General features: G+C 44.5%; 12 protein-coding genes and 1 tRNA gene. 5 read left to right on the top strand and 8 right to left on the bottom strand.

Annotated features, from left to right (window positions below):
* Nucleotides 1-73: 73 nt before the first annotated feature.
* Together M3197_RS00725 and M3197_RS00720 are read right to left on the bottom strand one after the other, a co-directional pair.
* Entirely contained in the window at nucleotides 74-619 is a 546-nt protein-coding gene (locus M3197_RS00725) for an RNA polymerase sigma factor (RefSeq protein WP_251658106.1), read from the bottom strand.
* Between the two features lie 110 nt (nucleotides 620-729).
* Nucleotides 730-1,980, bottom strand: coding sequence for a hemolysin family protein (locus tag M3197_RS00720; RefSeq protein WP_251658105.1), 1,251 nt, complete (start codon nucleotides 1,978-1,980; stop codon nucleotides 730-732).
* Nucleotides 1,981-2,316: 336 nt separating this feature from the next.
* Here M3197_RS00720 and M3197_RS00715 point away from each other — a divergent pair, with 336 nt between their 5' ends.
* Entirely contained in the window at nucleotides 2,317-3,714 is a 1,398-nt protein-coding gene (locus M3197_RS00715; protein ID WP_251658104.1) for a dipeptidase, read from the top strand.
* Between the two features lie 337 nt (nucleotides 3,715-4,051).
* Here the strand turns inward: M3197_RS00715 and M3197_RS00710 are convergent, their stop codons facing one another.
* The 3 genes from M3197_RS00710 to M3197_RS00700 form a co-directional block, all read right to left on the bottom strand.
* Entirely contained in the window at nucleotides 4,052-4,636 is a 585-nt protein-coding gene (locus M3197_RS00710; RefSeq protein ID WP_251658103.1) for a nitroreductase family protein, read from the bottom strand.
* Nucleotides 4,637-4,719: 83 nt separating this feature from the next.
* Nucleotides 4,720-5,205, bottom strand: coding sequence for an amidase domain-containing protein (locus M3197_RS00705; RefSeq protein WP_251658102.1), 486 nt, complete (start codon nucleotides 5,203-5,205; stop codon nucleotides 4,720-4,722).
* Between the two features lie 93 nt (nucleotides 5,206-5,298).
* Nucleotides 5,299-5,370: transfer RNA gene (locus M3197_RS00700), tRNA-Ala, on the bottom strand.
* Nucleotides 5,371-5,493: 123 nt separating this feature from the next.
* Here M3197_RS00700 and M3197_RS00695 point away from each other — a divergent pair.
* The 3 genes from M3197_RS00695 (at nucleotide 5,494) to M3197_RS00685 (ending at nucleotide 7,739) form a co-directional block, all read left to right on the top strand.
* Nucleotides 5,494-6,513 carry a DUF2804 domain-containing protein gene (locus M3197_RS00695; RefSeq protein WP_251658101.1) on the top strand — a complete coding sequence of 340 codons (1,020 nt, stop codon included), beginning with the start codon at nucleotides 5,494-5,496 and terminating at the stop codon, nucleotides 6,511-6,513.
* Between the two features lie 92 nt (nucleotides 6,514-6,605).
* Nucleotides 6,606-7,076, top strand: a complete 471-nt coding sequence (locus M3197_RS00690) for a YusW family protein (RefSeq protein WP_251658100.1) — start codon at nucleotides 6,606-6,608, stop codon at nucleotides 7,074-7,076.
* Nucleotides 7,077-7,235: 159 nt separating this feature from the next.
* Nucleotides 7,236-7,739 carry a hypothetical protein gene (locus tag M3197_RS00685; RefSeq protein WP_251658099.1) on the top strand — a complete coding sequence of 168 codons (504 nt, stop codon included), beginning with the start codon at nucleotides 7,236-7,238 and terminating at the stop codon, nucleotides 7,737-7,739.
* 35 nt (nucleotides 7,740-7,774) lie between these two features.
* Here the strand turns inward: M3197_RS00685 and M3197_RS00680 are convergent, their stop codons facing one another.
* The 3 genes from M3197_RS00680 to M3197_RS00670 all read right to left on the bottom strand — a co-directional run bounded on the left by M3197_RS00680 (nucleotide 7,775) and on the right by M3197_RS00670 (nucleotide 12,405).
* On the bottom strand, nucleotides 7,775-9,604 hold the full coding sequence (locus M3197_RS00680; protein ID WP_251658098.1) for an ABC transporter ATP-binding protein: 1,830 nt from the start codon (nucleotides 9,602-9,604) through the stop codon (nucleotides 7,775-7,777).
* On the bottom strand, nucleotides 9,558-11,330 hold the full coding sequence (locus M3197_RS00675; protein ID WP_251658097.1) for an ABC transporter ATP-binding protein: 1,773 nt from the start codon (nucleotides 11,328-11,330) through the stop codon (nucleotides 9,558-9,560). The genes M3197_RS00680 and M3197_RS00675 overlap by 47 nt, the downstream gene beginning before the upstream one ends.
* 175 nt (nucleotides 11,331-11,505) lie before the next feature.
* A complete protein-coding gene (locus M3197_RS00670; RefSeq protein ID WP_251658096.1) occupies nucleotides 11,506-12,405 on the bottom strand; it encodes an EamA family transporter in 900 nt (299 codons plus the stop codon).
* A 128-nt stretch (nucleotides 12,406-12,533) separates the two neighbouring features.
* Between M3197_RS00670 and M3197_RS00665 the strand changes: the two genes are divergently transcribed.
* Nucleotides 12,534-14,183, top strand: coding sequence for a sensor domain-containing protein (locus M3197_RS00665; RefSeq protein ID WP_251658095.1), 1,650 nt, complete (start codon nucleotides 12,534-12,536; stop codon nucleotides 14,181-14,183).
* The last annotated feature ends 99 nt before the right edge of the window (nucleotides 14,184-14,282 follow it).

The raw sequence follows: 14,282 nt of genomic DNA, 5'->3' as shown, positions 1-14,282 counted from the left end.
TATGCATCTCACAAACTTCGCACCCATATAAAAAGACTTCCCCTGTAGTAGGAGAAGTCCAAAATAGATAGTATTACGCTATTACAAGTTCGTTGACAGACTGATCTTGTGTTAATAGTTCTTTTAAATATTTTTTTGCACGGAATAAACGTGATTTTACTGTACCTATAGATACTTGCATCATTTCTGCAATTTCAATGAGTGAGTATTGATTGACATAAAAATACTCAATCGTTGTTTTATAAATCCCATCGAGTTCATTAATCTTACTTCGAACCGCAGCGCGGAGATCTTGTTTCTCAACAATTTCACCTGGTAGTGGACTGCCACTTGGCACTAAATCGAGCAAGGGAATGTCCAAAGTATCCGGCTGGTTCATGACATACTTACTACGACGGACGTCTTTACGATAACGATCTCTGAACGTATTCATGCAAATCGTTGTCAGCCAAGCTTTCATACGATCTACGCCTTCCATACGATCGCTTGTGCGGACTACTTTAACCCACACATCTTGCATGAGGTCTTCAGCCTCTTCTTTATTTCGTGTTAATTTTAAACATAAGTGATATAAGTATCTGCCATATTCATCATGTAGTTCATTAAGTGTTGGTTTCATTCGATAACGCCTCCGTGTTCTAGCTGTTACGTTAAGTATGCACTAGAACACTCTGCTGAACTATCGGAGTTTCTTTCAGTTACCTTACAAACGTGTAAGGTTGCTGTATATTAGGATTCGTCATCAATTAGTTCTTCCGGACGGCGAGTGATTCGTAGACGTACAATTCGATTGCGGTCCATTTCTTCGATTTCAAACAACAAAGGTCCATAAGTGAATCGTTCTCCAGTGTCTGGCACGTGATCGAGCTCCTGGAAAGCGAATCCACCGATTGTTTCGTTTTCAGTCGGCAAGTCGATTCCAAGTAAGCTCACCGCCTCTTCGATTTCAAGACGCCCCTGACAAACGAGTGTATCCTCTGTATGTTCATAGACCAATGCGTCTTCTGCTTCATCGGTTTCATCTTCAATTTCTTGCCCGATCATTTCTTCAATAATGTCTTCATGAGTTACAATACCAAGCGTTCCTCCATACTCATCCAACACGATCGCCATATGCTTCTTGTGCGCCAGCATCATTTTAAACACTTTCTCGACACTCGCAGTCTGGACGACAAACAAGGGATCATGGTCAATCATATCTTCAAACGGTTCTTCGGGTGTGATCGACCATTCAATCAACCGTTTGGAATAGAACACACCGATTATCTTATCGATACTTTCTTCATAAATTGGATACCTTGTATAGAAATACTCAAGAACTGTACTGCGAACGTCTTCATAGCTTGAATCGAGTGGTAAGGCAACGACGTCTGTCCGGTGGGTTCCCATGACGTCTGATACGTCTTTTTCCGGAAAGTCGAGAACTCCTTTTAACCGCAACGATTCATCTTGTTGAAACGTTCCTTCAGTTGAGGCAAGATCGACCATCGAGCGTAGATCCTCTTTAGTCAATGTCGCTTCCGTCACAGCACCTTTTGACAAGATGCGGATGAACAGGTTCGTAAAGAGAGCTAATAAATACGTAAGCGGTGTTAGTAATTTAACAATCACGCGTATGACAGGTGCGACAGTGTATGCCAACTTATCTGCAAATGTTGCAGCGATTGTCTTAGGCAACACTTCCCCAAAAATGATGAGGACTACGGTTAACACTCCTGTCATGAGACCAACATTTAATCCCTTGTCATAAGCGATCATTGTCACAATCGTCGGCATCATGATGTTTGCGACGTTGTTCCCTATTAAGATTGCTGTAATCATTCGATCTGGTTTCGAAACGAGGGCGCGGAGCCGAATTGCCTTTGGGTCTCCTTGCTCTGCGCGCATTTGAATTTTCATCCGATTAGCGGCAGTAAGTGCAGTTTCACTTCCTGATAAGAAAAATGACATCACCAAAAAGAAAGCAAGTGCGATGAACAAGAGCGATTCCTCCCGAAAAATTCCTGGTTCGTTTCGATTTGCATATATAGACGTATATCTAAGGGTTGAGGTTGCAAACCTAAGACGGCTACAATTTGAATTCGATTTTATAGCTGTTGGAATAGTATAGCATAAGTACCAGAAAGAAAAGGATTCAGAAGTCTCCTTTTTTCGAATTCACTCCCTTTCTGCTATACTAAAGGAATCAGCATCGTTACAGTGCACCCAATCTTTTTGAGGATTAGCCCAATCACTGTTGACGAATGAGGGTATTAGCAGCGATCTCTCAGCTGCAACCTCGCATTTATCCAAATGAAAACGAAAAGGGGTAATTTCATGGCAACGCTTGACCAACTGAATGAGTATTTTGAAAAGAATCGTGACACGCATCTGAATGAGATGAAGGAATTTTTGAGTATTCCAAGCATTAGTGCGTTATCTGAGCACAAAGCTGATATGCAAAAAGCTGCGGAATGGTTATCAAATTCGTTCAAAGATGCAGGTCTTGAAAACATTTCCATCGAACCTACTGCCGGACATCCGGTCGTTTACGCTGACTGGCTTCATGCAGAAGGCCAACCGACGGTCCTCATTTACGGTCACTATGACGTACAACCTGTCGACCCATTGCATTTATGGGATAGTGCGCCATTCGAGCCAGAAATCCGTGACGATAAAATGTTCGCCCGTGGATCTACTGACGACAAAGGACAAGTGTTCATGCACGTGAAAGCTGTTGAAGCGTTGATGCAGTTGGATAGTAAGCTTCCAATCAACGTGAAATTCATCATTGAAGGTGAAGAGGAAGTCGGAAGTCCGAACCTTGTTCCATTCATTAAAGACCATAAAGAAAAGCTTGCTGCAGATACAATTGTTATTTCAGATACAGCGCTTCACGCTCCAGGTCAACCTGCGATTTGTTACGCACTTCGCGGATTGAGCGGCGTACAAATCGATGTCTTCGGCGCTAAGAGCGACTTACACTCTGGCGTGTACGGAGGCGGTATCCAAAACCCGATTCATGCAGTTGCAGAAATTTTGGCGTCATTCCATGACCAAGAAGGAACGATTGCAGTTGACGGATTTTATGATAATGTTCGTAATTTGAGCGACGAGGAACGTCAAGCATACAAAGACCTCAACTTCGACGAAGAAGCACTCAAACAGGAAATCGGAGCTTCTGAGCTGTTCGGCGAGCCAGGCTATTCGTTCCTAGAACGTACTTCTGCCCGTCCTACTCTTGAGGTGAACGGCGTTTTCGGTGGGTTCAGCGGCGAAGGTATCAAGACTGTGTTACCTGCAGAAGCGGGTGCAAAAATCACATGCCGCCTCGTTCCCGATCAAGACCCAGCGGAAATTGTTGAAAAATTGAAAGCACACGTAGAAAAGCACAAGCCTGAAGGTGTTAAAGTGACGGTCACACCGTTTGACCAGGGACGTCCGTTCATCACACCTTTCGACCATCCAGCACTTACAGCAGCAAGCCGTTCTTACGAGAAAGTGTACAACGTTCCAACTGTGTATACACGCGGCGGTGGTTCGATTCCAATCGTTGCCGACTTCGATGAAATTCTTGGTTTACCAGTTGTCCTCATGGGCTTCGGTCTTGAAACAGAGAACTTACACGGACCAAACGAACACTTAACACTTGAGAACTTCGACAAAGGATTGCGCGTGCTTGGTGACTATTACCAAGAACTTTCTGCCTTATCTATCGATGAGTTGAAGAAATAAGATTTTTAAATCCCCTATTGCGATTGCTCGCGATAGGGTTTTTTAGTCTGGACAAGGGAGTATAGGTCGACAATTCGCTTCCATTTATCTGCTATCACAACTTAAATTGTGTCTCGCTTTCGATTAATTCATTAATAGTGCCGAATATTTGTCTCGTAGTGCTGATTATTTACTAAATAATGCTGATTTCACGCGCCATGTTTCCGATATTACAAAGCATCTTTCCGATTCTTCCTTTTGGTGGAATAAAGAAAATAACCGGCCATGCCCCACAAGATGCGCGGAAATTTGACCAACAACAAAAAACTCTTCCATCAAAAACGGAAGAGTTTCTCAATTATTCAGTGGGTTCAGCTTGCCAATACGTGACGATGTCTTCAACCGGAGTCCGTGGCTTTGTTTTTGGTAATTCATCAAAGTGACCAAACTGCAACATGCTAATAATCCGTTCTCCCGGCTGGACACGTAATGCTTCACGAAACTTAGGATCATCTAGGAAACCTGGAGTTTTCCAGCATGTTCCTATCCCTTTATCCCAGGCGAGCAATTGAATATTTTGTATCATCGTACTTGCCGCTGCAAAGTCTTCTAAACGTTGTTTTTGCCGTGCATCTTCTGGAACGATGACAAACATTGCCGCGCTTGCATTGGTGAATTTGCTCATTTGTTTTTCAAGGGTTTCATCCGACAATTCTTTCCATTTCGGTACACCGAACTCGCGCAAGACGTCTAAAAATTGCTCGTAGTTGTCTTCTGCAGCGAGTACGAAACGCCATGGATTACGGTTTCCGTGATTGGGTGCCCAAATTGCGTCTTCTAAGATATCGTCAATTTCGCTTTGTTCAACTGGCTGTCCGTTAAAGCTCTTGATGGAACGGCGCGAAATAATTGCGTCTCTTACTGATAGTGCTTGTTCATCCATTGTTGTATCCCCTTTTGTCATTGATAGTCTTCAGTATACATCATTTCAATAACTGGTTTCTAATTTCTATCATGATTTATAAGTTAAGAAAATTCGTCATTTATTCGAAAGAAAATGTATTTAGCGTTTGGTCGATAGGCGTAGGAATCTTTGTAGTCCCAACTTCTTCTTTGTACATCGTAAGTATGAGCATTGACAAGTGGTGACGAGCCGTCTTTAGCAGTCACTATCGTTGAATGGTCAAAGCGTCCGTCTCCTTGAAAATCATACAATATGACATCTCCAAGTTGCAGCTCTTCAGCCGATTGCACTTGATAGGCAGTCAGCCCTCTTGTTGAGCCTCCTAAGTACCAGCGCAGCGAATGGGCTACTGACCAACTAAAACTCCAGTTTGAATTCGTAATCCACCAACCACGATCTCGTACGGGACTCCCATGCATCGGTGCTCCACCTGCACGCAAGCATTGTGAAATGAAATTTGTGCAATCCACATCGAATGAGGGATACTGTGGATTACGCCCATCCCACCATTTGTCCGCATACCAGACTGCAGCTTCGCGGTCATACATCGATTCGCCTCCTCATCCTATTCTATGTGAGTGGCTTGGTTTTCATCCTTAAAAATGCACATAAAAAACGCCCGCTTAGCGGACGCTGTATTATGGAGCATACCGGATTCGAACCGGTGACCCCTTCGCTGCCAGCGAAGTATTCTCCCGCTGAACTAATGCCCCGTTCTTTCTAGGAATATATGTTGTCAAAAGGTGTTGCTGAATAACGCTAATTTTGCCTCAATCTGATACAATTAAAAGTATAGCAACAAGTGCGTTAGAAGACAATGTTTAGGAGGACGGCTTATGCAACATGCAGAACGCGAACTGACTTCGCCAGTATTGCTTTGTGATAGCAAAGGATTATTAAATCCTGAAGCGATTGGCTTTGCTCAGAAGCCGATTGTCCAAAGTAATCTGAAGGGACAGTTCCCTCATAAGAAGAAGTGGAATACGTGGACCGTCTATGGAGAAGAAGTCTTGTTCACTGCAACCATCGCTCATTTTGACATCGGTGCTGTGTGTCTTGTCTATTTTCTGGATTATGAGACGGAACGTTTTTTTGAAAAAAGGATTGCCTTGCCCTTTGCTCGTCATGTAAAGATGCCTGAAGACGTACTGACGGATAGTAAATTTTTAGATAATCGTCTTTCGATACATGCTAGTCATACCAATGAGGAGACGCACTTATCTGTCTCCATCCCTGAATTTGACAACGAAACGCTGCATGCCGATCTCCATATTAGCCACCCTTTAGAAGATCAGTCATTAAATGTTGTCATTCCGAAAAACCGGAACACCTTTCAATTCACCGCAAAGCATCATACGCTACCGACTTCTGGCTTTTTAAAGATTGGAGACAAACGGTATGAGTTCAATCCGGATTATAGTTTTACGGTGTTGAATTATACACGTGGTGTTTGGCCAAAAATGACGGAGTGGAATTGGGCGATGGCTTCACAACGTTCAGGAGGTCGCCGTATCGGATTAAACTTCGGTGGCAAGTGGACTGATGGTACGGGATTGACCGAAAACGCTGTATTCGTTGACGGTGCAATGACTAAAATTCATGAAGATGTGATTTTTTCTTTTAATCCTGAACGTATGATGGAACCATGGACAATCCATACTAAGTTCACAGATTGCGTAGACTTGACCTTCACTCCATTTTTCGAACGCGAAGCGAGTTCTCACAGAAGGGGATTAAAAGCGGATTTCACTCAAATGTTCGGCTACTTCAGCGGGAAAGTTCGGTTGGAGTCTGGTGAACAGTTAGCGGTTCGCCGCATATTGGGGTCTTGTGAGGCGTTTCAGGCTAAGTGGTAAAACTATTCTCCCACCCACTTTCGTTTAAATTCGTTTGGAAAAAGGTACAGTAGTATCAAAGCAATCGAACTATTCAGAGAGGACGTGAGAAGTTGAATAAGCTAGCAGCAATGGGTTCTGTTGTGTTTGCGAGCGTTCTATTTGTCAGCGGCTGCGGGAATATCGGGAAAGATGCAAACAAAGACAACCGAGAAGAAGCAGACATTGTGACGAACGAGTCAAAAGAGGGCGGCGACCGTGATAACGGAGATGCCTACGGTTTCAACAAATTTGAATTGGAGATTGACGTAGATAACAAAGACGCCATCGATGCGGAATATAAGGTAGAAAAGAATTTCGACCCAGAGTACCAAAATACGTTGACAAACATCGACTTAGAAGGTGCCAAGGCGATGGATGAGCTGGATAAGATGTTCATCGCCTTAAACCTTCAACATGAAATGTCTGGTGAAGAAGCCCGCGAGAAAATCTTGGAGTACTTCCAGATTGACTTGTATTCAAAGTTTAAACTGGATGTCGAATTTGACGATGGTACACAGTTGGAATTTGAAGATAAACAGTAAATAGTTGATTAAAAACCACCGATCGGGTGGTTTTTTTGTTTTAGCAAGAGCGGGTTGAGGTTTGAGATTATCAGACGGGTTGGAGGGGTAATGCCCACTCCCCCTTCCTAAATGTGGAAGGGAGCACATCAATCAGGCTTGGTTTTGGAGTAAGAGGAGATGGATGGGGCGCCGGATTCTCCAGGGAAACGGGCGGGTTCGGATGTGGAACGAGCGGGTTCTCCAGGGAAACGGGCAGGTTCGGATGTGGAACGAGCGGGTTCTCTCAGGGAAACGAGCGGGTTCGGATTCAGAACGATCGGGTTCTCCAGGGAAACGAGCGGGTTCGGATCCGGAACGAGCGGGTTCGCCCGGGGAACGGGCGGGTTCGGATCCGGAACGAGCAAGTTCTCCAGGAAACGAGCGGGTTCGGATTCGGAACGAGCGGGTTCTCTCGGGGAACGGGCGGGTTCGGATGTGGAACGAGCGGGTTCTCTAGGGAAACGAGCGGGTTCGGATTCAGAACGAGCGGGTTCTCCAGGGAAACGGGCGGGTTCGGATTCGGAACGAGCGGGTTCTCCAGGGAAACGGACGGGTTCGGATTCGGAACGAGCGAGTTCTCACTGGAAACGAGCGGGTTCAGTAATTGAGCTATTCCCTTCCTGCATAGCACATTCCACATGAAAAAACGCTCCCGCTAATTAGGGAGCGCCTTGCTGTTATAGCTTAGATTGTTGCAACATCGTATAATACATACCTTTTTGGGCGATCAAATCAGATTGACTGCCGGACTCGATCAGTTTTCCTTGATCCATTACATAAATAATATCTGCTTTTTTCACCGTATTGAGGCGGTGGGCAATGACGAAACTTGTACGACCTTCCATGAGTTTTTCAAGCGCAGCCTGAATCTCTAATTCTGTGACCGTGTCAATACTACTCGTCGCTTCATCCAGCAACAGCAGCACTGGATCCGCCACAAATGCACGCGCAATGGACAACAACTGCTTTTGCCCTTGTGAGATTTCGCTTCCATCCGCTGAGAGCAATGTATCGTAACCTTCTTCAAGTCGGCTAATAAATTCATGAGCGTTTGCTTTTTTCGCTGCTTCTTCAATCTCTTCGTCAGTCGCATCAAGTTTCCCATATCTAATGTTTTCTCTCACCGACGCTTCAAACAAGAACGGATCCTGCAAAACAAATGCTGTCTGACTTCGTAATGTCGCGCGTGGAAGGTCGTCAATCGAGATGCCATCTATCAATATCGATCCCTTATCCACTTCATAGAATCGGGCAATCAATTGGACAAGGGTCGTTTTCCCAGCACCTGTCGCCCCGAGGAGTGCAGCCGTCTCCCCCGCCTTCACGTTGAACGAGACATCCTCCACCGTGTAACCATTCGTCTCGGGAGCATAGCCAAAGGATACATTGCGGAATTCGACGTTCCCTTTGAGCTGGATATCACCATTCAACTCTGCCGCATCCCGTTCAACGTCTTCCTCCATAATGGAAAATACTCGTTCAGCGCCTGCAATCGCGGAAAGGACCGTATTGAATTGGTTTGCTAAATCGTTCAATGGACGTGTAAATTGTCGTGCATACTCCGCAAATACAACGATTGTACCGATCGTCACAATCCCGTCTCCCCGTAAAGCCAGCAATCCCCCGACACCCGCTACAATAGCAAATGCTGCATTGTTTAACATATTCATCACTTTTGGGATGAAACCGGAATATGTCAATGCCCAGAATCCGGTTCGTTTCAATCGATCACTTTTCTCAGCAAACTCTTCCTTCATCCGTTCTTCTTGAGAAAAAGCTTTTACAATTCGCTGTCCGGACATCGTTTCTTCAATCATTCCGTTCAACTCACCGATTGCGCGTTGCTGTTCCTTAAAAAGAATTCCAGTACGGCGAGTGATCCAACGCATCGCAATAAACATGACTGGAACAATCGTCATCGTTAGTAAAGTTAGAAGTGGACTAAGATAGAGCATGACCGCAAGAGTTCCACCGAGCGTTAATATACTAGAAAATACTTGGATGAACGATGAATTCAACGTCTGGCTAATATTTTCAATGTCATTCGTCATTCGGCTCATGAGCTCACCGTGCTGACGCTTATCAAAAAAGGAAACGGGCAATTTCTGCAAATGATTAAATAAGCCCACTCTCAACTTATAGACCGTATTTTGAGCAATACCGACCATCCAGAAGTTTTGGAAATACATCGTCAGCGACGTCCCCGCGTAAATGGATAGCAACAAGCCAATTTGCATCGCAAGTCCATCAGTTTTCATCGGAATGATGAAATTATCAATAGTCTGTCCAATTAGAAAAGGACCGAGTAGTGTGAGCCCGGAGCTGGCAAACACTAGAACTAACACTGTTATGAGTAGCCCGCGTTGTTCATCTACGAGCCGCCAAACGTTGAGCAATGCCTGCTTCCAATCCCCCACTTCTTCTTTCTTGCGTTTCGCACCTTTTTTCAAATCTTCCCGCTTAATGATCGGTTCGTAACCGAAGGGCTTCCTCACGTTGTTCACCATCGTCCACCACCTCCTCATCCAACTGGGATTCAGCTATTTTCCGATACAATGTCGACTGATTCATGAGCTGTTCGTGTGTACCGTACGCCGCCACTTTTCCTTCATCCAACAAAAGAATGCGATCGGCACCTTGGGCAGTGTGGATTTTTTGCGTAATGACAATCATGGTGGCTCGTTCGCCTTCCAACGCTTCCCACAGCGCATTCTCCGTTTTCACATCGAGCGCACTCGTACTGTCGTCTAGCAACAAAATCGCAGGCTTACGGACAAGTGCCCGCGCTATGGATAAGCGCTGTTTTTGTCCCCCCGATAAGTTGACCCCTTTCTGGCCCACACGCGTCTCGTAGTTTGCTGGAAAACGCTGAATCGATGTATGGATTTGCGCCTTTTCAGCTGCAGCTTCTAATTCGTCCGCCCGTGCTTCTGGATCGCCCCACGCTAAGTTTTCTCGAATTGTTCCTGTAAAGAGGACCGACTGCTGCGGCACGAGGCCGATTGCATTGCGGAGCTCTTCTAGCGGCCAATCTTCAATATTCTTTCCATCGAGTAGAATTTCACCAGAAGTTGCGGTAAAAATGCGTGGAATTAAGTTCAACATCGTCGACTTCCCGGATCCAGTCGCTCCCATGACAGCAATTTTTTCGCCTGGATTAATAGTGAAGGAAACGTCCGATAGAACTTGTTCCGGGTGACCAGGATAATGGAAAGTAACATGATTAAAAGTCAAGGCACCACGACTTTCTTCTTCACTGCCTGAATTGCCGGGAATGATGAATTCACGATCTTCATCGGCAAGCAACACTTCTTCCATCCGTACAGAAGACGCTTGAGCTCTTGAGAACGCTACAATTAGGAATGAAAACATTGAAAATCCACCTGTAATACGAAATGCGTAGTTCACAATTGCAACGATTTCACCGACTTGCGCATCGCCTGCACGAACGACCCCGACTCCGAGCCATAAAACCAACATTAAACTCCCATTCATGATGAGTAGTAAAATCGGCATAATAAGTTCCATCATCCGAAACGCCTTCACCGTATCTTTCCTCAATAAATCCGCAACCTTTGAGAAACGGCTACCTTCATACACACCGCGTAAATATGCTTTAATCAGACGGACAGCTTGAAGATTTTCCTGAATGACTCGATTCACTCGATCCAGGCGACGCTGAACCTCAGAAAAGTAGCCAACCCCTTTTCGAGCCATAACAAACAAAAATACACATAAGAAAGGAACTCCTATTAACAAAAACGAAGCAAGCTTCGCGTTCACGAGCATTGCCATCACTAAACTTCCAATCACGACGAGCGGCGCCCGAAGCAAAATCCTAAGACCCATGAACAGAATGTTTTGCGCCATCGTGACGTCACTTGTCAGTCGTGTAATGAGTGAGGACGTCGGAAAACGCAAAAAAGTCGACATAGAGAATGCCTGAATTTGTTTAAATAAGGCCTGCCTCAAATCGTAGCCAAAACCTTGCGCCGCGTGGGCAGCAAAGAACGAGTTTGTGACACCTGATACTAACGCAAGAAGTGCGAGCCCCATCATGATACTTCCGTAAAGAATAATCGTTGCTCGATCACCAACAGAAATCCCGTCGTCAATTATTTTTGCAATAAGGAGCGGCTGAATGAGCTCCACACTTAACTCGATTAACATTAAAATAAGCGCAATTACTATAGGCCATTTATATGGCTTTGCATAAGAAAATACAGTTTTCATCGGCATTGTCCTTCCTGAACTGTTTCGTTTATCGAATTAGTTAATTATACTTAGTATGCCATATTCCTGAATGACTGTATAGCGATTGAACAGAATTATCTGAACCCTAGAATTCCCAATGATTATTAATAAATCTACTTAAAAAAACGCCCTCAAACGAGAGCGTTCAAATAGATTAAGTTTTCACTCGACCGCCGGCAATTGAGATTCCTGTCACACCTAATAGCATTACGATTGCTCCCGTTAGCTGCCAAGCACCAAGAACGGCTCCGAGCCAGATAACCGATATAATCATCGCCGTCAGCGGTTCGAAACTTGAGAGAATACTTGTTTCAATTGGGGATATGAACTTCATGCTAGCAAGGAACAACAAGAAAGCCACCGTACCCACAACGATGATACCGAGCAACATCATTGCCATTTTCCAGTTAAGTAAATATTGGAAGTCTCGAATTATCATAACTGGGTTTGTAATTAGCAGTGCGGCTCCTCCGACAACCATCGCCCAGCCGATTGATAGCAACACGCCCCATTCCTGCATAAGACGAACCGGATAAAGCGTATAGAATGTAAAGGCAAATCCTACTGCTACTCCCCAGAATACAGCACTTGGGCTTAAACTGAACCCGGATAGTGACCCGTTTGTCAGCAAGAGGAATAGTCCACCTAACGTGACAAAGATCCCAATGATTTGCGCAACTGGCGGGATGAATCGCTGCCGCAACGAAACGAATAAGATGACGTAAATTGGCGATAGGAATTGGAAGAGTGTTGCAATGACTGCATTACTCTGTGCAATCGCCGAGGTGAATGAAAATTGAACACCTAGCATACCCACAACTCCGAATATCAGCATCTGGCGTGCCCACACTTTTTGGCGCCAAGGTTGTGTCACTTGTTTTCCTTTAAGTTTTAAATAGGTAATTAGCAACAATCCCGCTATGAGGAGTCGAACTGTCAGCAAATAGGAAACGGACATCTTACTATGCCCAAGCGTCCATTCCATCATCGGGCCTGATAGCCCCCATAAAGATGCTCCGATAATTATCATTGCTAGTCCTTTTATCCGTTCCATTCATCCACCTTCGTTTCTATAAAGTCTACGTATATCGAATTACTCTTTTTTTATTTTTATTTATAGGTGAAAAGTTCTTAGTTCTCCTATATACTAGTCTTATGAACTAGTTGAAAGGGGAACACAGCATGACCATCTCACGAGAACAGATTGATTTAGGCTTACCCGATATCCGTCGCAGTCTCGATCATTACTATATGGTAACCCGAACTGATGCCGAAGGTCTCGTAATTTCGGTAAATAAAAATTTTCTGAATGTCAGCAACTGGACTCCTAAACGAATTTTAGGGAAAACCATTTGGCAAATGTTTGATGACTCCGAGCAAGCACAAGATGCGATCCATATGATTTGGGAACAGCTCAAAGAAGGTAAAACCTGGTTTGGGACTGCTCAAAAGCTAAAACGCACGGGTGAGACGTACTATACGAATTTACTCGCTGTTCCTTCCATGACAGAGGATGGTAAGCTAGAAAGCACGATGTTCCTTGAACTCGATATCACCGAAGAAGTACATTTGAAAGAACGTCTTGAACAGATTGCATTCATCGATGTAGAAACTGGCTTAATGAGTCGCCATAAGTTAGAAGTCCTTGTGAATGAAATGATCCAAGAAGAAAAAAGTTTTTCTTTCGTCTATTTGTCCATCGATCATTATTACACACTTAAAGAACTTCAGGCAGGGACAGCTGAAACAGAGCTCACTCAAGCCTTTGCAAACCGTCTAAAACGTTACTTCCAAGATAACCCGATTGCACGTGTCGGGGGTAGTCAATTTGTTATTTTAACTCCTTTTGGCGACTGGTACGTCCAAGGATTTTTGGAATTCCTTGAGCAACAACCTATCTACGTGGGCAACGAAGCCTTGCCTCTTTCGATAAGCGGAGGAATCGCTCGTTACCCTGAAGACCAAAAAAGCTTTGTGAATTTGATTGAAGCATCCGCTATGACCTTGGAGGAAGTACGGCACCAAGGCGGCGGCAAAATTGTTTCCTTGTCCGCTTCTTCACACAAAGTGCTTGACCGCCGTTCTCTTATTAATCGCAAATTGTTAACCGCACTTGACCATAACGCATTACAAGTCGTCTATCAGCCACAATATGACATCGCTTCAGAGAAAATCTCGGTCTATGAGGCACTTGTACGATGGGAAGATGACGAGCTTGGCACTGTAACGCCCGATGAACTAATTCCAATTGCAGAGACAAATGGTCTAATTTCTAATATCGGGTCGTATGTACTAACAGAAGCAGCGCAATTAGCTGTAAAGTTGGAAGAGAAGGAAGGGAATCCTCACGTCTCAGTTAATACATCTGTTCGTGAGTTTTCCAACAATCCGATGAAAGACAACATTCTCAATATCTTGCATGAAACGTCTTGCCGTCCTGGCCAGCTTGAGTTGGAAATCACGGAGAAATTCGCGTTCCAAGCTGAAGAAGAGCAATCCATCATTCAGCAGATGAAAGAATTACAAGATGCTGGTGTTGAATTCATCCTCGATGACTTTGGTACAGGCTATGCATCGTTCCGCTATATGCAACATTTGCCGATTTCCAAAGTGAAGATTGACAAAGTTTATATGAGCAGCTTGTTGACGCATCCAAAGACGCAGCAACTTGTCGAAGGAATGATCCAATTCAGTAAGTCAATGGGATTATATACAATCGCCGAGGGTGTCGAACATAAAGCACAATACGACTTGCTTAAAACGATGGGAATCGATGCAGTTCAAGGCTATTATATTGGGGCTCCTGTTCCAGCAGAAACTCTATTGAAATGAACCTAACAAAAAGAGCTTTTCCGAACGCCCTTACCAGGCAAGCGGAATAGCTCTTTTTTATGCTCTATAATATCTGTTTGGGGGAGTAGATTCAATTTG

The organism is Sporosarcina aquimarina, assembly GCF_023715615.1.
Classification (GTDB): domain Bacteria; phylum Bacillota; class Bacilli; order Bacillales_A; family Planococcaceae; genus Sporosarcina; species Sporosarcina aquimarina_A.
The sequence above is the reverse complement of the archived record's forward strand: the minus strand, read 5'-3'. Positions and strand labels throughout refer to the sequence as shown.

Excerpts from the sequence above, each read along its gene's own strand:
- M3197_RS00725 (WP_251658106.1), bottom strand. The coding sequence starts at position 619 with ATGAAACCAACACTTAATGAACTACATGATGAATATGGCAGATACTTA.
- M3197_RS00715 (WP_251658104.1), top strand. The coding sequence starts at position 2,317 with ATGGCAACGCTTGACCAACTGAATGAGTATTTTGAAAAGAATCGTGAC.
- M3197_RS00710 (WP_251658103.1), bottom strand. The coding sequence starts at position 4,636 with ATGGATGAACAAGCACTATCAGTAAGAGACGCAATTATTTCGCGCCGT.
- M3197_RS00705 (WP_251658102.1), bottom strand. The coding sequence starts at position 5,205 with ATGTATGACCGCGAAGCTGCAGTCTGGTATGCGGACAAATGGTGGGAT.
- M3197_RS00695 (WP_251658101.1), top strand. The coding sequence starts at position 5,494 with ATGCAACATGCAGAACGCGAACTGACTTCGCCAGTATTGCTTTGTGAT.
- M3197_RS00685 (WP_251658099.1), top strand. The coding sequence starts at position 7,236 with ATGGATGGGGCGCCGGATTCTCCAGGGAAACGGGCGGGTTCGGATGTG.
- M3197_RS00680 (WP_251658098.1), bottom strand. The coding sequence starts at position 9,604 with ATGGTGAACAACGTGAGGAAGCCCTTCGGTTACGAACCGATCATTAAG.
- M3197_RS00675 (WP_251658097.1), bottom strand. The coding sequence starts at position 11,330 with ATGAAAACTGTATTTTCTTATGCAAAGCCATATAAATGGCCTATAGTA.
- M3197_RS00670 (WP_251658096.1), bottom strand. The coding sequence starts at position 12,405 with ATGGAACGGATAAAAGGACTAGCAATGATAATTATCGGAGCATCTTTA.
- M3197_RS00665 (WP_251658095.1), top strand. The coding sequence starts at position 12,534 with ATGACCATCTCACGAGAACAGATTGATTTAGGCTTACCCGATATCCGT.